Origin of the sequence: Kitasatospora sp. NPDC050543, assembly GCF_044457565.1 — a bacterium.
Lineage (GTDB): Bacteria > Actinomycetota > Actinomycetes > Streptomycetales > Streptomycetaceae > Kitasatospora.
The window spans coordinates 82018-103559 of sequence record NZ_JBITGZ010000022.1 but is presented as its reverse complement, the minus strand read 5'-3'; the positions used below and the strand labels follow the sequence as shown (position 1 = coordinate 103559).

General features: G+C 69.0%; 16 protein-coding genes. 2 read left to right on the top strand and 14 right to left on the bottom strand.

All coding sequences use genetic code 11. The features are described from left to right. Positions 1-206: 206 nt before the first annotated feature. From ACIBH3_RS24910 to ACIBH3_RS24855, 12 genes are all read right to left on the bottom strand, one after another. Complete coding sequence (locus tag ACIBH3_RS24910; RefSeq protein ID WP_396314277.1) at positions 207-914, bottom strand: hypothetical protein; 708 nt, start codon at positions 912-914, stop codon at positions 207-209. Positions 915-931: 17 nt separating this feature from the next. Further along, positions 932-4408, bottom strand: a complete 3477-nt coding sequence (locus tag ACIBH3_RS24905) for a hypothetical protein (RefSeq protein WP_396314276.1) — start codon at positions 4406-4408, stop codon at positions 932-934. Between the two features lie 14 nt (positions 4409-4422). Further along, on the bottom strand, positions 4423-5256 hold the full coding sequence (locus ACIBH3_RS24900; RefSeq protein WP_396314275.1) for a hypothetical protein: 834 nt from the start codon (positions 5254-5256) through the stop codon (positions 4423-4425). Next, on the bottom strand, positions 5256-8960 hold the full coding sequence (locus tag ACIBH3_RS24895) for a hypothetical protein (protein WP_396314274.1): 3705 nt from the start codon (positions 8958-8960) through the stop codon (positions 5256-5258). Before ACIBH3_RS24895 ends, ACIBH3_RS24900 begins: the two co-directional genes overlap by 1 nt. Then, the gene (locus tag ACIBH3_RS24890; protein WP_396314273.1) at positions 8950-9219 is read right to left on the bottom strand and encodes a hypothetical protein; all 270 of its coding nucleotides are present in this window, start codon (positions 9217-9219) and stop codon (positions 8950-8952) included. Before ACIBH3_RS24890 ends, ACIBH3_RS24895 begins: the two co-directional genes overlap by 11 nt. A 5-nt stretch (positions 9220-9224) precedes the next feature. After that, positions 9225-9818 carry a hypothetical protein gene (locus ACIBH3_RS24885; protein WP_396314272.1) on the bottom strand — a complete coding sequence of 198 codons (594 nt, stop codon included), beginning with the start codon at positions 9816-9818 and terminating at the stop codon, positions 9225-9227. 770 nt (positions 9819-10588) lie between these two features. Next, complete coding sequence (locus ACIBH3_RS24880; protein ID WP_371500304.1) at positions 10589-11155, bottom strand: hypothetical protein; 567 nt, start codon at positions 11153-11155, stop codon at positions 10589-10591. Positions 11156-11299: 144 nt separating this feature from the next. Next, complete coding sequence (locus ACIBH3_RS24875; protein WP_396314271.1) at positions 11300-11728, bottom strand: hypothetical protein; 429 nt, start codon at positions 11726-11728, stop codon at positions 11300-11302. Continuing rightward, on the bottom strand, positions 11721-11966 hold the full coding sequence (locus ACIBH3_RS24870; protein WP_396314270.1) for a hypothetical protein: 246 nt from the start codon (positions 11964-11966) through the stop codon (positions 11721-11723). Before ACIBH3_RS24870 ends, ACIBH3_RS24875 begins: the two co-directional genes overlap by 8 nt. Before the next feature lie 110 nt (positions 11967-12076). Next, positions 12077-12547 (bottom strand): hypothetical protein, encoded by a 471-nt coding sequence (locus ACIBH3_RS24865; RefSeq protein ID WP_396314269.1) that lies wholly within the window; start codon positions 12545-12547, stop codon positions 12077-12079. Then, on the bottom strand, positions 12547-12888 hold the full coding sequence (locus tag ACIBH3_RS24860) for a hypothetical protein (protein ID WP_396314268.1): 342 nt from the start codon (positions 12886-12888) through the stop codon (positions 12547-12549). The genes ACIBH3_RS24865 and ACIBH3_RS24860 overlap by 1 nt, the downstream gene beginning before the upstream one ends. Further along, a complete protein-coding gene (locus tag ACIBH3_RS24855) occupies positions 12888-13430 on the bottom strand; it encodes a hypothetical protein (RefSeq protein ID WP_396314267.1) in 543 nt (180 codons plus the stop codon). The genes ACIBH3_RS24860 and ACIBH3_RS24855 overlap by 1 nt, the downstream gene beginning before the upstream one ends. A 2815-nt stretch (positions 13431-16245) precedes the next feature. Between ACIBH3_RS24855 and ACIBH3_RS24850 the strand changes: the two genes are divergently transcribed. Together ACIBH3_RS24850 and ACIBH3_RS24845 are read left to right on the top strand one after the other, a co-directional pair. Beyond that, positions 16246-19236 (top strand): CHAT domain-containing protein, encoded by a 2991-nt coding sequence (locus ACIBH3_RS24850; protein WP_396314266.1) that lies wholly within the window; start codon positions 16246-16248, stop codon positions 19234-19236. A gap of 41 nt (positions 19237-19277) precedes the next feature. After that, on the top strand, positions 19278-19715 hold the full coding sequence (locus ACIBH3_RS24845; protein ID WP_396314265.1) for a hypothetical protein: 438 nt from the start codon (positions 19278-19280) through the stop codon (positions 19713-19715). 355 nt (positions 19716-20070) lie between these two features. Here the strand turns inward: ACIBH3_RS24845 and ACIBH3_RS24840 are convergent, their stop codons facing one another. Both ACIBH3_RS24840 and fxlM read right to left on the bottom strand, forming a co-directional pair. Next, on the bottom strand, positions 20071-20217 hold the full coding sequence (locus ACIBH3_RS24840; protein ID WP_148643543.1) for an FxLD family lanthipeptide: 147 nt from the start codon (positions 20215-20217) through the stop codon (positions 20071-20073). Between the two features lie 68 nt (positions 20218-20285). Beyond that, positions 20286-21527 (bottom strand): methyltransferase, FxLD system, encoded by a 1242-nt coding sequence (gene fxlM / locus ACIBH3_RS24835; RefSeq protein WP_396314314.1) that lies wholly within the window; start codon positions 21525-21527, stop codon positions 20286-20288. Positions 21528-21542 lie beyond the last annotated feature (15 nt).

Here is a 21542-nt window from a genome sequence, read left to right as displayed (position 1 = left end):
GCGGTGGAGTGCCCGAGCGCGGTCGGCTTCCGGGGTGCGGCTCGCGGCCTGGTGGAGCCAATGCCGGGCCCATGCCTCGGCTCCGGCCGCTTGCTCGCGCAGCTGCCGGACGCCAGCGCGTAGCCTGGCTGCCTCCATGGGGCTCAGGCGGCGGCTCTCGGCGTGCCCGAGCAGGTGGTCCAGCTGGTCGGGGGTCGGCCTTTCGCTCATGCCGGGTTCTCTCCGCTGCTGTCTCGGTGGGCCTCGTTGCGCCGGGGCACGGCAGCGTCCCACATGGGGGTGCCGAAGGTCTCGGGGAAGCTCGAGGGCGTGCCGGGCGCGGGCGGGGTGTCGGCCAAGGGCGTCGCGAGTTGCTGGCGGGCCTGCTCGACCATGGCCCTTTTGGCGGCGACTCCTTCGCAGGTGATGCCGTGGTCGGCGCGGATCACGGCGAGCGGGTCGGGGGCCGACCGTGCTGCGGCTTGTCCTGTGTTGTGCTTGCCTCGGGGCGGGATGGGCGCGATGACGTGGACGCGGGTGCGTTTGGCGTGCTCGATCCGTTCCAGGTGCGCGGCGCGGGCGGCGGCCCGGTCGGGGGCATTGTGCAGAGTGATGGGGGCTTCGTCGCCGATTCTCAGGCCGTGGATCGCTTGGGTGGAGGGGGCGGTCAGGCCCTTGGCGGCGGCGGGGTCCTGGGCGCGGTGCTCGATCGGGTCCGGGAGGAAGGGTTCGTGCAGGACGATGTCGAGGATCTGGTTGAGGCCGGCCTCGGTGGTGTGGTCGAGGTCGTACTCGGCTGCTCGCCATTCCAGCGTGGCGGCCGGGAAGACGGTGACGTGGTGCTCGCCGTCCGTCCGTCGCTGCCGCACCTGCCAGCAATCGGTCGGCCCGATACGGGTCCGGGTCGCTTCGATGATCTCGTACTGCTCGGGCATGTCGTCTCCTTCGTCTGTCAGATGCGGTAGCACCAGAACCCGAGGCTCCCGTCTCCGCTGGTCGAGTTGAGGCCTACGGTGAAGCCAGTACGGGTGTTCGCGACGACTTGCCACTGGCGCAGTGCCTGCGAGTCGCGGAAGGTCGCGATCGGAACCATGTCCGAGCGCATCGTTGGGCCGTACGCGAGCGACATGGCCGCCCAGTTGTTCATCTGCACGGTGCCTGTGAACAGGCCGTAGTCGTCGCCGGCTGCCCAGTAGTTCGCCCAGGTACCGCGGTACTGCACGGCGGAGTTGTCGATCCAGAACTCGCTGTAGGAGTCGTCGTCGTTGCGCCGGCCGAGCCAGGCCCCGCGATCGGTGACGTAGACGTAGCCGTGCCGGGTGTTCTCCGTCAGATAGACGAGGGCAGCACCGTCCCCTGACATGCGCAGGGCTCCGCCCCAGGGTGTCTGGTTGTCGGTGCGGATGGTTTCCAGGGTGGATACGTAGTCGGTCAGGTAGAGACGGAACGCGGCGTCCTGGTCGCGGAGCCGGAAGGTGCCGCTGTTCAGTCCGATGTAGGCGCTCCCGTTGTTGCCGCCGATGGCGTTGATGAAGGCGTAGTCGGTACCACTGGTCGGGAAGAAGCGGATCTCGGGCAGACCGCCGCCGGGGTTGATCTCGATTCGCTGGCCGCTCACGCCGCTCGACAGGCCACCGACGATCTTCACGGAGCCGTCGCCCGCCGCGATGGAGACGGTCTGCACGCCGGCCGCGTTCCACGCCCCGATGCCACTGGAGTTCAGTTCGACCCTCGCGCCGCTCTCGGCCGTCTTGATGCGGGCGGAGACCGTGACGTCGGCCTTGAGCTGGCCGACCGTCAGCTTGCTCGCGGAGACGGTGCCGATGTTCGCGTCCTGGATGGTCGCCAGCGCGATTTTCGCGCCAACGATCGTGGCGTCAGCGATCTGAACGGCGCCGATGATGTTCGGCGGGAACTCAAGCGCCTCGACGGTCAGCATGTCGACTTCGGTGGTGGCTGCCGTACCGCCGTCGAGGTTCAGGAGCATGTGCGGCCGGACGTAGCGCACGTTCGGGTGCAATGTGGTGGGCTTCTGCGGGTCGGGCTGGGTGTTCCAGAACGGACCGGCCAGCGGCCCGTAGCCCTTGAGGAACCCGGTGAGTGTCACCCAGCCACCGCCCGGCACAAGGACCGTGTTGTTCGCGGCGATGTAGAACGCGAGATCTGGGGTGTTCGCGCCAGCCGTGTTGATGCGGGTGGTGCCGTCGGCCGCGATTCCCGTCACCCCTGCGGAGACCTTGCTTGCGGTGCCGGCGGTCTGCCGCACGCGCACCGAGACGCGGTAGAGGATGTTCGGGTCGAGGAGTAGGTTCTCCGACCACTCCAGGCGGACCACCTTGCGGGCTTCCAGTGCCCGGGCCCCGGTGGGCGCATCCGCCCGGGCGATGGTGCTCCATGTCGCGGTGGCGTCGCCGGCGGTCTTCACCCACCGGGGGTCATCGGAGGCGAACCCGGTGAAGAAGCTGGTCTGAAGACTGGCACGTTCGACGTCGGCCCACTTACCTGCGGTGAGGATCTTGTCGGCGAGGTCGGAGCCGATCACCGTGTCCGGGATCGCGGAGACCTCGGCGGATGGCGCGGAGGCGTTGCCCGCCCGGTCGACGGCGCGGAACTTCAGGTAGTAGGTGGTGCCGTAGGCGAGGCCGGTGATCGGTGCGGCGGCCGCGCCGGTCAGCCGGTCCACCACGGTCGCTACCGTGGGTGTGAAGCCGGCGGCGGTGGAGGCATGGACCTCGAGAGCGGCAAAGTCGGCCGGCATCTGCTCACCCTGCGCGCCGAGGCCGTCCCAGGTGGCGCGGATGCCGCCGATCAGCCGGGCCAGGATGGGCTTGGACGGCACCGGCGGAGGCGTGGTGTCGGTGGCGAGGATGATCTCCTCGGACTCCTGCCAGCCGGAGGAGTTCCCGGAGGCGTCCACGGTGCGCACCCGGGCCCGGACGCGCTGGCCTGCGGGCAGCTGGTCGTAGTGCGCGACGGTGCCGTTGACGGCCTGCTCCGGGGACCACTCAGCGACGGTGCCGTTGACGGCCTGCTCCGGGGACCACTCAGCGACACGGCCGCCGATCGGCAGGCCTGGCAGCAGGTAGGAGACGTAGTAGTTCCCGGCGTCGTCGTAGACGGTGCCGTCGGCGTTCTCGGTGACCTTCGGCCAGGACACGGCCAGGGCGGCCTGCTGCTGGCCTTCCGCGTCCAGGTAGGCCCAGGAGCCGACCAGCACGGCGGCCGGTGGCTTAGGGGCGACGGTGTCGTTGCGGTCGCCGAGTGGCGGCAGCGGGGTGCGGGAGGCGGACGCGGCGCCGTTGGTGAGGGCGTCCAGGCGGCGCTGGATGCGGATGCGCTGCTCCACGAACACGTCGTTCAGCTCCAGGGAGCTGGTCGGCTGGCCGCCCTCGTCGTAGGTGGTGGCGATGGTCCGCACCCGCAGGGGCTCCAGCGTGACCGGGTCGGTGCGCCGCTGGTCGTACCGGATGTAGTCGCCGGGCTGGTAGTCGATGCCGGGGTGGTGCTGGGTGGCGGCCGGGTCGAGTTCGATGGTGAAGCCCTCGGCGGCCGTGGTGAGGCCGCCGAGGGTGACGCGGGCGAGTTCGGCGAGGGTGGCGGCGTCGGTGACGCCTCCGCGTCCGTCGAACGCCTCTCGGCGGCCGTAGCGGGCGGCAGCGGTCGCGTCGACCACCTCGGCGAGGGCGCCTCCGTCGCCGGCGGCCAGCAGGTGGGATCGGACGGCGCGTCGGGAGCGCTGGCGGGGGCCCTTGAGGACGTCACGGCCCAGGTAGAGCACGATGCCGGGGTGGTCGGTGGCGCAGACCGTGTCAGGCACGTAGGCGCGCAGCCGGTAGCCCTCCATGCGCACGTCTGCCCAGCCTGCGCCGGTGATGGCCGAGAGGGTCTTGAGCAGGTCGCCGCCGGCGTCGTACTGCGCGGTGTAGGTGGTGGGCCAGGGCCGCCCAGCGCTGTCAACCGCGGAGGTGAAGTCCCATGACACCTCGGGCAGCGTGCCGCGTGCCTGGGCGCGCTGCAGGAGCGTGGCGAGGATCGCGCCGGGGCTGGCGTTGACGAACGGGAAGTGCGGGTCGAGGCCGATGACGGACGCGCCCGGGGTGTGCCCGACCGGGTAGATCAGAGCGCGTTCCAGCAGTGCGAGGGCGCCGCGGCAGCCGATCTGGATGGGCCGGGCCTCGCCTCCGCCGTCGGCCGGGTCGTCGCCGTCGTCCTCCAGGAGGTAGCGCTCCGGCCGTTCGGTGCCGTTGATGACGAGCGCGATGCGCGGGTCGTCGCCGGACAGCAGCGCGGCCCCGGGGGCGTTGCGGGCGTAGGAGAAGGCCAGGCTGCCGGGCCCGTTGTGCTCGGACTGGACCTTGAGGTCGCTCGGGTAGGGCAGCAGCCCGAGCAGGGGCCCGCTCGGGCTGTAGACGCGCAGGTGGACGGCCACGGTGTGCTCCGGTATCAGGTCAGGTAGGTGCGGCGGCCAGTGACGGTCAGTTGGGTGCCGGCTCCGGCGTTGGTTCCGGACAGGCGCACGCTCGGCGGGCTGCCGGGCCTGCCGGGGGCGAGGCGCAGGAACGCGGGCCCGGAGTTGGTAAGCCGGGCGGGGTCGGGAACGAGGCCGCCGGCGCCGGTCAGCTGCCACGTGGCAGAGTCCACAGTGAGCGACTGGTCGGCGGCGATCTGCCCGGTGTAGGTGAAGGAGTCGCCGTAGCGGCCGGGCCCGTCGGTGGTGTCGGTGACGGTGGGCGCGGTGATCGGCCCGGTGATGCGGTAGGCGAGCTGTTCCATGGGGGCGGTGGCGTCCGCGAACGGCGTGAGGGTGAGGTCCTGCGGCAGGGCCGCTCCGGGGACGGTGGCCTCGAACGCCACGTCGGCGGACTCCCAGTAGCCGGCGGGCACGTTCACCTCCACACCGAGCCGCATGCCGCCTTGGCCGAGCGGGGTGGGTGCCAGCGAGGACAACACCTCGCCCTGGCAGCGGCGGATCTGCCCGGCGGCGGTGTGCCGCTCGAAGGTGAGCAGCCGGTGCGGGCGCACCAGCGCACGGAGCAGGTCCTCCCAGGCGCGCTCGACGTCGGCCCAGCCGCCGGAGGCTGGCGCGAGCCACAGGGCGAGGGTGAACTTGCCGGGGCCGTGGTGCTTGGGCCTCCACAGTTCCCCGATGCGGTTGGGCACGGCGGCGTTCGCGCCAACAACGGCGGGGGTCGTGGACAGGCCAGTGCGGTACTCCACGTCCCGCACCAGCCCGTCGGTGAGCTCGTAGCCGTCCACCAGCCAGCGTTCCCGGGCCATCAGGCGCTCTCCTTATCGAACAGGCCGAACGAGGCAAGGGCCCGCAGCCGATTGTTGACGGTCTCCCCGGGGCTCTCGGGCGCCGGGTTGGTGATGTACTGGACGATCGCTCCGGGCGAGATGACGGTGCCGATCCGGTCGCCCTGCCCGCCGTCGGCGAGCTGCCCGCGGGCGGCGTTGATCGCGCCGACCGCGGAGCTGCCGCCGAGGCCCCGTACGGCCTGCGGGGTGAGCACTCCTTCCCCAGGGGACAGCCGAGCCAGGGTGGAGTCCTGACCTGGGGCGTACCCGGGCACGACGCCGCCGGTGGCGTAGCCGCGCACGAAGGACAGCACCCCGTCGACGGCCCGGTTGACCATGCCGCGAAGCATGTCGCCCCACGCGTTGTCGGGCATCCAGTTGAACCAGCTGCGGATCGGGTTGAGCGCCTTGGCTAGAGCGCCCGCGGCCCAGCCGCGCAGCCGGTCGGAGACGGAGTCGACGATGCCGCCCAGACCGAACCCCTGCGTTGGGGCGCCGGCCTGCTGAAGGCGTCCGGCGCGCGCGGCGTCGTTGAGCGCGGTGATGCCGCCTTCGCCGCCGAGCTGTCGCACGGCCTGCGGGATCAGCACGCCTTCGCCGGGCGAGAGCATGGCGGGCACGGTGTCGCGGCCTGGGGCGTAGCCGGGCACGACTCCGCCTCGGGCGAAGCCGACGGTGAAGCTGGGCAGCTTGCCCAGGCCGAAGCTGTCTGCGATCCAGTTCCACAGCTTGCGGATCCCGCCGTCGTAGACGGTGTTCACCCAGAAGCGGATCGGCGTGGCGAAGATCCCCGACAAGGTGGGCCAGATCCACTTGACGAAGCCGACCAGGCCATCGATCGCGAAGCGGATACCGTCGACCAGGCCGCCGATGGCGCCGTTGACGACGTTCCTGAACCACTCGGACTTCTGGTAGGCCGTCACGAAGGCCAGCACCAGGGCAGCGACGGCCGCGACGATCAGCATCACGGGGTTCGCCGAGAGGGCGAGCATCGCGATGCGGACGGCACCGATGGCGTTCGAGACAGCCGTGATCCCGGCTGCGACGCCGGCCATCGTCAGCAGCGCGGACACGAACGCGCCCATGCCGGGGATCGACAGCAGTACCTGGACGGCGGACGCGACGGCCTGTATGACGAACAGGAACCCGGACAGGGTGTTGCCGAGGCCGCCCAGTTCGGCGGCGATGTTCGCCACTGACGTGATCAGGCTGAGCAGTTGGCCCCACAGCTGGCCGTTGCCGAGCGCCCCTGCGAGCTGCATGACCGCGGGCAGGAACTCGGTGCGCAGCCGGGCGATCAGCGGCGCCAGGCTGGGGTTGTTCGTGAAGTTGAACCAGGCGACGCCGACGGCCGCGACCAGGCGGCCGAGCTCCTGGACGACGGGGACGGTGTTGGCGAAGTACCCGGCGAGCTTGGCCTGTGTCTCTCCCTCGCCGGTCAGCGTGCGGAAGCTGCTGGCAGCGCTGGCCAGGGAGGTGAGCAGGGCTTGGCCGGCGGGGGCGGCGGCCTGGCCGATGTGGAAGACACCGACCGCGATGTCCCGCAGGATGCCCCACAGCTGCGCGCCGGTGTCCCCGGCGCGCTGGAAGAACGCGCCGAGCTGGCCGCCGTCCCGGCCGGCCTGCACGAAGGCGGCAGCGGCGGCCATGCCGCGTTCGGCGGCGCCGGCCAGGCGCTCCAGCAGCGGGCCGGCCGCGACCGTGATGTTTCGAAGGACATCGGCCGCGCTCAGGCCGGCGGTGGCGAGCGAGGCGATGACCCGCGTGTTGGTCGCGGCGATATGTGCCAGGTCCGCGCGCCAAGGCCCGGAGGTGACCATCTCTGCGCCCCGGATTGCGACCTGGCCGAGTACCTGTCCGGTCTGGGCGAGAGCGCTGTTGAAGATCGGCAGCAGCTGCATGCCGCGGGTGATGGCCGTCTCCAGCGGCGGCAGGAGCGCTTCCTGCGCGGTGTCCCGCAGCCCGCGCAGGGCCGGTTGGACGGTGCCCTGGAGGAATCGGGCGAATCGCTGCCCGGCCGGGGACAGCTTGTCGAGCGCGGCGGCGGCCGCGTTGGCCGCCGTGCCGCCGGCAGTCAGCGCCTGAGTCTGGTCCCGCAGAGCCCGCGCGACGTCCCGCTGAGCGTCCGCTATCTGCTCGGCGGAACGTTTCTGCTGGCGTTCCGCATCGCGAAGGGTGCGGTCAAGCTCGGTGTGGGCGTCCTGGACTTCCCGGACGGCCTCGACGCGGGCGCGGGCTGCCTGCTGCTCCGCGTCCTGGACGCCCCGGACGGCGTCCTGCTCCGCCTCCTGGGCTCGGGTCAGCTCCTGCTTGGCGGCGGTGACCTGGTCGCTGCCCTCGACGCCTTCCTGGTTCGCCTTCTTGACGTCCTCGGCGAGCCGCTGATTGCGGACCCGGACGTCCTCGAGCTGGTTGGTGGCCTCCTGGAAGGCAATCTGCGCCTCGCGCCGGTCGGTCTCGGACGCGAACGGCGAGGTGTTGACCTCGTTGAGCCGGGAGCGGGCACGCTCCAGGCTGAGCAGGGTCTTCTGCTCCTCCAGCGGGCCGCGGGCGGCGTCCCGGTTCAGGTCCTCCAGAGAGCGCTGAGCATCGCGGCGGGCGTCGTTCAGCGCCTCCTGCGCGCGGGTGGCCGCCTGGTGGGCGCGGGTGACCGTCAGCTCGGCGGCCGCCAGCTGCCGGTCGGCGGCGGCCACAGCGGCGGCAGCCTGCTCCTGGACGTCCGCGAGGCGGCGGCGCGCCTGCGCGACCTGCTCGGCTCCGCTCAGGGCCTGATCGTCGGCGTCACGCTGCGCCGCGCCGAGGCGGCGCTGGGCGTCGGCAACACGGTCGGCGGCGGCCTGCCGTGCCTGCGCGGCGGCGCTGGAGGCTCCGGCAGACTGGGTGTCCGCCTGCCCGAGAGCCTTCACCGCGGCGCCGATTCCGCTGAACGCGGCCAGGATGGTGCCGGCGCCCTGGGCGGCGGCGCTCATCGCGACGGGGAGCGCGCCGAGCAGTCCGACCGCGGGGGCGGCGGCCGATCCCATGGCGAAGAGGCCGGCGGCGGCCTGGGTGAGGGCTTGGCCGAGCGCGAGCGCGCCGGATGCCATGGCGGGCAGGCGCATCAGCCCGGCGATGGTGGAGCCCAGTCCCTCGGCTGCCTGGGCGAGGCCTCCGCCCGCGCCGCCTCCGCCGGTGTTGATCGGGATGTCCAGCGGGCGGCCCGCCGTCGTGCGGAACGCGGCGACGCGCGCGGCTGCGGCGGTCGTGTCGACCTCGACCCGGACGTTGACGGACAGGCCGGCCAGCGCAGCCCGCACGCGGGAGCGCAGCCCGGTGGTGTCGACGTCGAGGCCGACCTTGACCGTGTTGGTGGCAGCTTCGACGGCCACCTCGACTCGGCGGCGCAGGTTGCCGGTGTCGAACGCGACGCCCACCCGCACGTAGGCGGCGCGGGCGGTCGCGGCCCGGATCTTCTCGGCCAGGCCCGAGGTGTCGGCATCGACCGCGACCTTGATCCGGGCGCGGGCAGCCTGGGCGGCGGCCTGCACCCGCTGGCGCAGCCCGGTGGTGTCGGGCTCCAGCCGCACCCGCGCGCGCAGGTTGCGCGTCGCCGCATCCACTCGGGCCCGCGCGTCCTGCGCGAACCCGGATGAATCAGCGGCGACCTGAACGACCAGGCGACCGGAGTCGATCTCATCCGCCACCGCGGGGCGCCTTCCTGGTAGTGCCGCGCAGGACAGCGACCGCACGGGCAATCCCGTCCGCGTCGTGTCCCTGCGTGTGGCCGGCCCTCAGTTGGGCCGGACGGGGCAGCTCGACCGGCTGCCGCAGACGGCGCTCCGCCGCCATCACCGAAATCAGCTCGACGGCCTGCGCAAGGAGTTCCTGTGTCAGGCCCCAACGATCGGAGCCGACTTCGCCGGCGTCACGGCGCAGCAGCGCCTCAGCCGGCAGTCCCCGCATCAGGGTCAGGAGGCGGCGGGTGCCGAGGAATCCAGGGTCACCGGGCCGTCGCCAGACGCCCCGGGCGTCGAGGTGGTAGAAGCGCTGGAGGTCGGCTTCGAGGTCGTCCCAGCGTTCGAAGGCGTCTCGGACGGCCCGATGAGTTCCCCCAGGCCGACACCCCCGCCCATGTACTTCGTCCAGGAGTAGCGCACCAGCTCCAGCACATCGGAGTGGCTCGGCCGCTCGGCCATCAGCCGGCCGTAGCCGTCCTCACCAAGCAGGCGGCGGCCCATCTCCCCCGCAGCGGCGATCAGGTCGGACGGAAGGCCGGGCTCGGAGCCGAGCACATCCACGATCAGGCCGGCGGCCTCCGCCTGCTGCTCGCCCTTCGACTGGGCGGCCTCCACCAGCTTGCGCAGCAGCAGCGGCAGGTACGGGATGCCGACCAGAGGCTGCCACACCTCCAGGGGCAGTTCGGCCGGCAGGACGGCCACCTGGGCGCCGCCGAGGAGGATCGGCTCCTCCCCGACGGTGTACTCGGCCTTCGCAGCGCGCGCCTTGTCGGCGGCGGCGGCCAGACGGCGCTTGCGTGCGGCGTCCAGATCGATCCCGGGCATTCAGGGCTCCTCGGTCTGTCGGGCGAGTGATCGCCGCAGACGCTAGGAGCGGGCCGGGGTTAGCGTCGCCCCGAGACGCTGGCCGGGTACGGGACGAGGCGGCCGGTGAACGCGGCGGAGGGGGCCACGCCTGGCGTGACCCCCTCCCGGGTGCAGATCGGCCGCTGACAGCGGCCTACGCGGGCTTCAGGGCCGGCTACTCGGTGCGCAGCCACTCCAGCGCGGCTCCCAGCGCTTCGGACTGCGTGGGGTACAGCCGCTCCCGCCACTCGTCCCTCCCGGCCCACCCGTCGGTCTCCGAGTACCACCGCCAGCCGGGGCCGCACGGCCCCACTCGCACATGCACGACTCGGTGTAGAAGACCCTCACCCGCCGTCGGGCCCACGGCCGGATCCGTGCGCTTCCGAGCGCGATCGCCTCGACCCGGCCGCCCGGGCGCTGCTGGATGCCGTACCAGCCCGGCGCAAGCTGCATGAACGTGCCGAACCGGGTGTACCCGGCCTCCTCGTCCAGCCGGACGAACGTCCCTTCCGGGTAGGGCAGTTCCATAATTCCTCTCCATGCCTGTTGTGGTCCGGCCCGCCTCAGGGGCGGCGGCCGGTGCTGGGCACAGCGAAGCCCCGGCCGGGGGGTGGGCCGGGGCTTCGCGGAATCCAGCCAGGCCCACCCTGGGGGGGTAGGGCGGCCGGGCTGACACACACCACAGTAGGTGTACGAGCCGCCTATGGGCACAGCAGCAAGAACGCCAACTTCGTTGGCAGGAAGGACGGTCAGGCCGCCGGGGCGAACCCGGGATCGTCGGTGAGGTCGTACCAGGGGTCGCCGACGGCGCCGCCAATGACCTTGAGCTCCAGCGGCAGCGTGGACTCCGCGTCGTTGGGGAACTTCTGGTTCACCGAGGCCACCTGCTCGCACAGCGGCACGATCCGCCGGTAGTGCTTGGCCCCGTCGATCAGCTCGATCACCGCAGCGAACTGGTTACGGCCGCCCACGGCGGGCGGCGTGTACCGGTAGAACGTCTTCCCGCCCGCAGTGACGCTGGTGACCGCGCCACCGCCGTACACCGCGACGATGTTGGTGGCGTTCCACTCCTGCAGCTCGACCTTGGCCGTCGCCGCGTCCTCAGTCTGGATGGTGCGGGCCGCGTACCGAAGCTGGTGAGACTTGATCTCCTCGAACTTCGGATCGGTGTTCCACTCCAGCGACCCGGGCTTGAACAAGCCCACGTCCTTCCAGGCGGCCGGCATGGCCACGATCGGATCGGCGGGCGCGACGGTACCCGGCACCGCCAGGTACAGCCGCGCCATCTGGGCGACGAACATGCTCTCCGTAGGCACGAACGATCTCTCCTCGGGGCGGACCGGTAGGTGTGCCGGACCGTAGGCGCCCGCCGGCCGTAGCGTCGCGCCGTCCCCGCCTCGACTGGGCGGCCCCTTGCCCGCGCGCGTAGGGCTGTCGCAGAACTCGCGAAATCCCGTGATTCAGCCGGCGGCGGGATGGGCCGTCAGCGCCACCACTCCGAGGTACCGGCCCTGCCCGGTCGGCTCGGGCAGCCACCCGCCGGTCGACAGGGCCTGCACGGCGGTCACCACCGGCTGTCCCGGCAACGCGGGCCGCACGGTCAGTTCGTGCAACGCCTTCACCGCCGTGCTGAACGCCAGACGCAGCGCGGGCCGGCCCGTGGAGCGGTCGAGATCGCCCAGGGCCTCCACCTGAATGTGGAACGTCCCGAGCCAGCGCCAGCCGGCGGCGGCGCCGCCGGGGATCTGCGTGATGCGGATACGCGGGTAGGGCGGTGCGTTGCGCGCCCCGACCCGACCCTTACCGCCCAGCACGCCCGTCATCGCCTCGTGGTTGGACAGCCAGTCCACCACGAGGAGTTCGGCGTCGAGGGAGGCGAGATCACGCACTCGGCTTGGCCTCGGCCTTGTCCGCCGGAGGCTTAGCGGCGAGCTGCTTGCGGGACGGCTCGGGCGCCAGGGCCTTCGCTACGGCCTCCGGGTCGGACGGGTCGGCGCCAGCCACGTACCCCGAGGCGATGAGCTGCCTGGCCTCGTGGTGCGGCACCTCGATCTCGTCGCCGGGGGCCAGGTCCGCGCCGCCGCGGGTCAGGTGGTGGGCGAGGGTGATCCGGACGTTGCTGGCCATGGGGGCTCCTTCAGGACGGGACGGGATGACCCGCCGAAGGAAAGCAAGCCGAGACGGCTACCGTCCCGCCGTGCCGGATGAGGCACGGCCGTCGGGCCTTGCGGGTGCGGTCAGCGGTGGCGGGTGGCGACCTGCGCGGCGGCCCTGCTCATGAAGTGCGTTCCCTCGCCCTGCGCGAACTCGGCATCGGCGGCACCCAGGAAGTCGCAAACGACCTGGACCTCGGCACGCGAGCCGCGAATGGCGGCCTTGCCCGCGTTGATGGACGCGGCGACGGCCTCCGGGTCCTCGGTGACGGTGCATCGGCAGCCGGCAGTCTCCTCGATCGGCCCGCTCGGGTCACGGGGGCCAGCGAGCACGGCATCGCCGACCTTGAACGGCACCGGAGCAGGCCGGGTCTGGCCGTCAGCGTCCCGGTGACTGGGCCGCGCCTGCCCGTCTTCACGTGTGTGCCAGGTCTTCGCGGCAGGCGCCAGCCGCCGGGCTTCGACGGCCACCTCTTCCGCCAGGCGCTCGGCGTGCCGGGCCAGGAGTGGGGCCAGCTGGTCCGCAATGTCGGCGGGGAGTTCGAGCCGTGCCATCAGGGGTGTCCTTCCGGTCGGGTGCCGTCTGCGGCCCGCGGCCGGGCCGTCACCCGCACGTAGGTGAGCTCGGGGTCCTCCGCGTTGCGCAGCTCGTCGGCCGTCAGCACGGTCCACGAGGCGCCGGTGGCCGGCTCCGCCACGATGTCTCCGACGAGCAGGAGTCCCGCCCGCGGGTCCACGGCCAGGAGCCAGGTGTCGTCGGTGTGGGGCTGAGCGCGGCCGGGCCAGGGCCCGCGCAGGGCCCCGGGCGGCCCGGTCGTCTCGTCTCCGTAGGCGTCGAGCACGGGCGTGCCGCGGGTTCGCACGCCGAGCTGCCGGTCTGCGAGCAGGACGGCCATCACAGGCCGCCCGTGCCGGGAATGCCGGGGACCGTGAGTCCGGGCGGGGTGGGCCGTACGGGGGCCTGGTAGACCCGGCGGCCGCGCAGGCGCCATCGGTCCGTCGTGGCCAAGTCTGGGGGCGCGAGCAGGGCGGGCGGTTCAGCGGCGGTGTCGTAGGTGACGGACTGGCCCTCGACGGAGGCGGAGGAGATGCGGCGCTGGCGGGTGGGTGCGTCGGCCAGCAGCGGGTGGTGGCACGCAGTGGCGCGCAGCCACAGGCGCAGCGGGGCGGTTTCCGGCATGGAGCGGGCGTCGATACCTGCCAGGTACCGGACGGTGTAGATGGGCGTGCTGAACGGGCCGGGGAGAGAGCCGAATTCCAGGGTCGCGGACAGGACGGTAACGACGGGGGCGTGGCGCAAGATCCAGCCGTCGGGGCCAGTGTGCACACCGGTCTCGGTGTATTCGGTGGGTATCAGCGCGCGACCAAGGTGGGCTACGAGGGCGTCCTGCGCGTCTTCGACGGCGATCTCGACCCGTCGGCGGACCTCCGAAGTCATGGGCACCGGGTAACCGAGGCGCTGGGCTACGCTCTCCGCCGTAACAAGCAGCTCCACCGTCATCCTCCTTCATCGGCTTCCGGGCGGTGTGGAGAGCACCGACGTTAGGTAGCGCGGGGACTTGTGTCGTCCCGACCGGCCACCGCCCCTCTCACAGACCAGCCACGCGGGTCCCTCCCGCGCCCGTCTCGCCCTGCTGGCTCGCCTCCACCAAAGCCCGCCGGAGCGCGGGGCTTACGACTACTAATTTCCGGAGCCGGGGAGCTCCATGAAGACCTATTTAGCCTTTCCTGGAATTCTGTCAGCGTCACATTGAGGGCGGCAGCCCAAAATTGCCAGTTCGACTCCGCCCCAGGTCTCCTGGCGTCCTGCAGGTTTGCTGAACTAGTTCCGCCGCTAGGCTTTTCATCTTATCTGGCCCAACCATTCCGACTCTGGCACCAGCCCCGTAAAGCTTGTGAACCATGGAGGCAACCGGTCCGCCAACACCGCTCTTTACCGTATCGCGGACGTCCGCATGCGGCATGACCATCGCGCCCGCGAGTACGTCGCCCGGCGCTCCACATAGAGCACAGAATAAGGACATCATCCACCGCCTCACACGCTACGTAGCCTGCAAGGAATGCAGGGCCTTGACCTGAATAAACATCACAAAGAGCGACCTTGCCCCGACCACTGGACAGGAGATAGGAGCTTCGCTGGCAGTACGAGACTTGGTAAGGCCACCCCGTTCAACCGGGGCTTCGTTGCATTCGCTACTGGCTGACCCGCGCTCATCACCCCGCCGCGACCTCCGGAAGCATACGCTCATCGGGACTTTGAAACAGCCCTAGTCAAACCGCAGAGTGAAACCTCAGTTCATTCGCACACTCTCTGCACCAATAACATCTATCCGAGGCCAAAGCTCCTAAGATCGGATGCCTCACAAAGCGGATCACACCATTGCTCAAGGAGTCCGAAAGTTTGGATGATGGCCTGCCGATCCTCTCCAGATGTACTGCGTTACAGCAGCTCCCGTTGCTGGTTCGTCCGCGGGTGTACGAGGCGGTGGCCAGAGCAGCGCATCGTAGAGCGTGCGGCGGTGCACGTGGACGACCGCTTCCAAGACGGTCGCGTATAGACGCGCACGATTCGGCAATACCAGCAGCCAGATTGCTGCAGCAAGAGCAGCTGAGACTGGCGCGGCTGGCCATGCGAGGGGTGTCCAGCACAGGATTAGCAGAGACCAGATGAGGGACCGAACTCCTGAATCCAGGGAAGCTCGTGCTGTTGTGAGTTCGCCTCGTGGGTGGTCAGGCAGGGCCATCCAGAGCGCCCCCCAGCAATGCACGACGTCCAATCCGTAGTGAGTCACCGGTCGGAGCTCAGCGGCGCGAAGAATATTGCCGAGCCTGGTGGGGAGTAGCCGGGCCGTATCAGCTGGATACTCCCGCAAGTACCGCTCAAGAGCCAACGCTCTATCCACTTGCGACGGGGAGGCTGTTCCAGATTGCACCGCTTGCTGAAGCTGCTGCCACTCGCTGTCCCAGTCGGTGACGCGGGTGCTCTGCCTTGAGACGAAGAAGGCGTGTACGGGAGCCGCCAGGCTCGGCCAGTAGCCCTCAAGGAAACGCAAGAAGGGGTTGCTGAGCTGAGCAACGAGGATGGCAGTCGCAGTGACCGCCGCAAGAATCGCTACGATGATGATGATCTGCACCAGCACAGGCCGTGCATCGAACCAACGCGCAGCCCGCTGCACGGCCCTGGTGTCGCCTTGCGCCCATGCGTAGGCTGCAAGTCCTGTCAGCCAGAAGAGGACGGCAGGGGTGGCCAATCCGAGGAACCGATCAGCTAACCTCCCGCCGATGCCCTTCCACAGCTCGGTCAGCACGGACCAAGCTCAAGATTATGAGTACGGCATTCAGGTACTCGTTGCCCCACTGAACGTTGATACCAGACCAGGTCTCCCAGGGGACAGCAAAACCGCGTAGCTCGTACCGGCTCCCCCAGGCCTGGCGGTCCACCTCCCCCCACCGGCGGTGCGCCGGCCCCCGCCGGACTGCCAGACGCACGGGTGGCTACCAGGTCCGGTGGAATGCCGTGACTCAGGAACCCGAGAAACCAGCCCCGAGTCTCCACTTGCGAGAGAAGGAGATCACGTAGTTCTTCTTTGACCTCCGCGCCAGCGCCTGAGGCCGACAGCAATGCAGCAAGCCGCTCATCAAGCGCAACCGCTTCGGGGTGCTGCTCAAGTGGACCAAACACGCCCTCCAGGTCACCACGTAGCGCTCGCGCCGCGTCGAGGACTCTGTCACGGACTACGTCATCGGTCATGCTGCCGATCCTCAAGCACCCATTGGATAGGACCATGTCCCAGGATTGTGTGCAATCGAAGGGCTTTCCCGAAGGTCAGAGATGACGCGCCGTGCAGGTAGCCCGTTCGGCCGGACAACGTTGGACGGGTGACCTTCGAGGGACAATTCAGGGGCCAGCACGAACAGGAGCAACGCTCGCTTCTGCCGGCATAGGGGTCTCCGCTCATGGAGGGTCGATCCCCTCGGCCCAGTGGCCAACACGTGATCACTGCGGTCGCACACCTACGGCCCATGGGCACGGGAAGATCTGAAGAAGACGCAACCCTGCCGCACTACGACTCGCATCCGGGCAACCCCGAGTTGCGGCTAGCTAGGGTGAAACTACTCTAGAAGTGGATCACTAGCGCATATAGGTCGGTGGCGCCGCGACACTGCCGGCTGACGATGGGTGGCGGACCAACCCGCACACACACGCCGTTAAGCCCTCCCCCTCCACCGGGGCTGCAATCTCGGAGGTGGACATGACTACCAACGGCGAGGGTGCGGGTGAGCACCCGCTGGATGTGACCCGCCTATACCGGCTGATGGCGCGCGGTGGGCAACCACCTCGGGATCGCGGCATGGCGCTGATCAAGCTGTCGTACGAGCTGTACGAGGCTGGTCGCAGTCTGGATACGGCTGCTCAGGCTGCGGCTGCGGCACTTCCGCTTTTCCGTGACCTCCCAGGACATCAGGCATACGTGCATCAACAGCTCGCATCCCTGGCCGACTTGCGAGGAGACCTCGCGCGCGCACAGGCACATGCAGAGCGGGCTCTAATGCTTGCTGAACTGGCCAAAGACCAGGCCGGCCAGAGTCTTGCCCACCGGGTGCTGGGGCACCTGGCTCATCAACGAGGGAATCTGGCGCGCGCACAACGTCACGCAGAGGAGGCGCTCAGGCTGGGAGACGGTTCTGACATATTGCGAGGGCAGGCGCTCCTACTTCTTGGCTGGCTAGCCATGCAGCGGGGAGACATGGATCAGGCCTCGCGGCTCCTTGAAGATTCCCTTCAGATAGGAACCGCGAATGGAGACCTGTTCCAGCAAGGTAACGCCCACTATCTACTGGGTGACTGGGCTTTGCAACGTGGAGATCACGAGCTTGCGTTAGAGCACCTGCAGCAGTCACTTGAGCTGGCTGAAGCAAACGGCGACCTACTAGGCCAACAAAATGCCCACTACATGCTCGGCCAGGTCTCACACGGCCGTAGCGATTTCCGCGCTGCGCACGCCCACGCCAACCAGTCCCTCGCACTTGCCGAGGCGACAGGCAATGTGCAGGGACAGGGACGTGTAAACTACCTGATTGGCCAGCTCGCGGAAGGGGAGGGCAATCTCCGCCTCGCGCACGATCACGCCACGCAGGCACTTCTTCTGGCGGAGCGAGCTGAGGACGTCGAGGGCCAGGGACGCAGCCTCCACCTTCTCGGCGAGATAGCTCTCGAGCGAGGCGATGACGCCGAGTCCCGACGCTGGCTGCTGTTAGCCGCAGAACGGGCTGAGACGGCCGAATCATTGAGCGTGCAAGGCCGCATCCACCTTCTTCTGGGCGTTCTGGCCGACCGAAATGGGGATTCGCAAGAGGCTCGGTCGCACATGGAACGAGCCCAGGCGGTTGCCGCAGCCTTGGAGGACCCTCAGGCCCTCGGTGTTGCCCACTTCCTAATAGGTGATTTGGTGGGTACGGGCAACGCTCAGGAAGCCCGTTGGCACTGCGGTCGGGGCTTAGCGTTTGCCGAGGCATCCGATGATCTCGTGACGCAGGCAAACCTCCACCATCTACTTGGTGAGCTTGCGCTTGAAGAGAATCCGGAAGAGGCCTATCACTTTGCTCAGCGGGCACTGCGGCTAGCCAAGGGGGCAGGGAGCGTACCGACTGTAGCATCAGCCCACATGCTCGCTGCTAAGGCCATCATGGCTGGGCCACGGGAGCAATGGCCAGCGGCACTGGAACCGGCACTGGAGGCTATACGGGCCCGAGAATATCTTCGGGTTCGCCTTGGTAGTGCCGCATACCGTGCCCGCTACCTTGCCGGGACTGGCAGTTGGGATCGGCTAGCGCTCTCCCTGGCCTCCTTGCGCCAGGACGGGTATGCGGGACTAGAGATTGCTGAGATCGGGCGGGGGGAGGCTATATCCGCACTGCTACATCTCCACACCACGGAGAAAGAGGCACCTGTCCACGTGCGCCAGGTGTTGGCCGAACTGGAGGATGTGCAAGCGGCCGCCGCCGCTGTCTTCGATCCGCCGCCAGAAGGTCTGAGCGGGATGCCAGTTCCGGACCCGGCCGAACTGGAAGATGCTCGCGAGAAATACGTGCGGAGAATCAAGGGACTCTACGCGGACTTGGCGACACTGGTTGGTAACGCCTTCCGGCAGGCATTCGCCCCCGATCCAGTTGATGTTCATAAGCTGCGGAGCCGTTTGCCAGCGCACGCCCACGCGCTCGTGCTTAGTTTGTTCCACTACGAGGGCGAAGGTCCGGGCGGCAGAATGTTGGCGACGGTGTGGGTCCCGCCAGATGCCGCCATGGCTCCACAGATAGAACTTCACACACTGGAACGAAGGCAGGTGGAATGGCTCACTGCCTTGACAGCTTCGGAAGGCGACCAGGGTGCGGGGCAACTTCTGCTGCTTGACCCTTCGCATCCATGGCGAACGGAGTTGGGTGAGCGACTGATGCCAGCTGGGCTGCGCGCTTACCTGGCCAGCATTGACCCAGACGGCGATGAGCCACCACCAACTCTCTTCATCGTGCCCTCGCGAGAGCTATGGGGGCTGCCGTTCGCGGCTCTCGCCCTCGGTGACCGATTTCTGATCGACTACGCCGCGCTTAGCCTGCTCCCATCCTTGCGCATGATCCAGTCGAGCGTCGGTATCGAGGAAACGGTCGAAGATGACAGCCCTAGCCGTGCCATCATCTATCTGCATGGCATTGAGGGCGCGGATCTCGAGCGGAGACAACTCATCGGAGACTATCCAGCGGGGCGTCTGGACGAAGAGACTGACCCCAAAGAGCTGGTGAGCAAGCTCAGAAATGGCCAGAAATACCGCCTGGGAGTGCTTTCCGCACACGGGGACGGTCAATCAGGATTGGCCCACAGTCTATGGCTCACATCGACGTTTCCACTGTCAGCCGCCGGGCTGCTCAATCTTCGCATGCCCCCAAGTGTGGTTCTTGGGGCGTGCTGGGCGGGACATCTCGAATTCGCCCCTGGAGAGGAACCGATTGGGCTACCGACGGTAGCTCTCACTCGGGGTGCCACTTCAATTATTGCGGCGCTATATTCGGTGCCAAGTTACGCCACGGGTGCACTCCTTGCTTCATGCTACCGCAATATGGCTACGGGAAAGGCAGCATCCCACTCGCTACGGGAGGCGCAACGGGGTTATATTCGCACTCACGCCCCAGACGATCAGGGCACTCCCTGGCACTGGGCCGGTTTGACGACTCTCGCAACTGCGCCATAGCGTTTCCGGCGCCTTCCTGTCTCGGGCCAGGTGAATGATGGGTGGAGGAACAACCGATGCTCCTTGGGGATCACTGGAAGGAAATGGTAACCAAATGGGCAGGAGGGGAGAATTATCACCTGCACACAGAGGATGACGGTGCATTGTATTTCCATTTCGGGGGGGCCGATCGCGTTGTTCAAATCAAACTGGCTCCCGAGGGGCGATGGATAAATCTCACAGCCACTGACGACCGCTACCTCCAGGAGGAGCACATACCGCGAGCTATTGGCGCCGCAAATGCATGGAACTTCCGGTTTCGACGACCTGCCGCCGCCGTAGTGCTCCCGGATGGCGATGCACCCGCATGGCTATCATGGTCCTTTGATATGGATGGCCATGCCGAATACACAGAAGAAGCATTCGCTACTTTGATAGAGACGGCGATAAGTGTCCTTCTGAAAGCCTTTAGTTGGCTTGGCAAGGAACACGACCTGTAGCCGTGGGCCCGCTAAAGACGGACCGCCGCATCCGTCGGTTTTGACACGACGCCCTCGGGGTTCTTCTGTGCGACTGGGATCGAAATAATTGTTCAAAGTCCCGATGAGCGCATGAGCCCGCAGGTCACGGCGGGGTGAGGAGCACGGGTCGGCCAGCCACCGCTGCCACGCGGCGCCGTCCGGCGGGTCTTCGCCGCTCAGGTCCGGCCATGGCCCGGCGGTCGTCTCGCTGTTGGCGGCGGCTCGCAGCAGAACCGCGTCTACGGCCCGGAACATCCCTACCCCCATGTTCTACGTCGGATGGTCGGATCACCCGGAGTGCCGGGGCCCGGCTGGGCCTCGGCACTCCGCTCGGTCAGGCGACGCAGGTGCTGTTCGAGCAGGCGCTCGCGCAGGTCTGCCCGCAGCCGTCGTCGGTGCTGCTCATCAGCTCGGCGATGACCGGGCCCTGCTCGACGAGCGTGACGTCCAGCTCGAAGTCGTTGATCTGCGTGTTCTTCATGTGCGATTCCTCCTTGTGGAGTTGACGGAATGACGGGTGGTGCCAACCTGGCCCTTGGCCTTGCCGGTCTACGGCTGCTTGCCGGGCCAGGAAATCGTGATGCGGGTGTGGGTCTTGTCGACCACGCGGCCCGCCGGGAGTCGGTCGTCGGGTGTGCCGGCGGGGTGGACCTCGATGCGGGCGCCGGGGCCGCCCCGGTGGTCCTGGTCCCAGGAGCGGATCTCCTTCACCAGCCCGGCGGCGGCTGCGGCGGCGGCCGGGCCGTGGCCAAACGCCCCGAGCTCGAAGCGGGTCCGGCTCTCGTCCACGGCTCGCACGGTGCGGTAGGCGAAGGTGCTGCCGGCCACGAGCGTGGCGAGATCGAGGGGCGAGGCGGACGCGACGAGGCCCTTGTCGCGCGCGCCGACGGTGGCGGTCAGCCGGGCGTGACCATCCAGGGCGGCGGCCAGCCACAGGTCGAGGTCGTCGATCGGCTCCTCTCCGCCGACCGTGACCCCCGACCACACCTCCTGGCGGGGTGAGGACAGCGCCGCGCGCAGAGCCTCGACATCGACCTGGTCGCCGTTGTCCAAGCGCAGCCCGACCTCCTCGTTCGGCACGTCGTGCAGCAGCACCAGGCGCTCGCGCTGCTCCCCGGCGCCCTGCATCGGCACGAAGCCGCACAGCTCGTAGCCGCGGCTGACCAGGTGGTCGCCTTCGCGGACCAGGACGAAGGAGCGCATCAGGCCGCGGACACGCAGCGGGACGACGATCCGCCCGCCGGGCGTCAGCTGCTCCAACCAGGCCGGCGGGATGTCGGGCACGCCGACCGTGACCTCGATCAGATCGAACGGGGCCCGGTCCGGGACGCCGAACTCGCCGTCGGTGGTGACGACGTGGACCCGCTCGTAGCCGGCCTCCGCAAGGAGCCGCCGGGCCCGGTCGGTGACCTCAGGGTCGATGTCGATGCTGGTCACGGTGCCGTCGGGGCCGACGAGTTCGGCGAGGTAGGCGGCGTTCATACCGCCGGAGCCGATCTCCAGCACCTTCTCGCCCGGCTGCGGGTTCGCCTGCTCGAGCATGAACGCCTGCACGTCGGCGGCCGAGACGGAGCTGAGCGCCAGCCCATCCCGGTCTCGCTTGGTGACCACGGCGCGCTTCGGGTCGTAGGCGTCGGCAAGCTGCGCCTCGGGGGCGAACAGCTCCCGGGGAACCAGGCCGATGACGTCGGCGACCCGGTCGGTGCGGATCGCGCCCTGGTCGCGCAGCTGCTTGACGAGGCCGGCGCGCAGGGCCTGCGGGGAGTCAGAATCGGGCGGAGTGGTGTTCAAGAGGGGCTCCCCTTC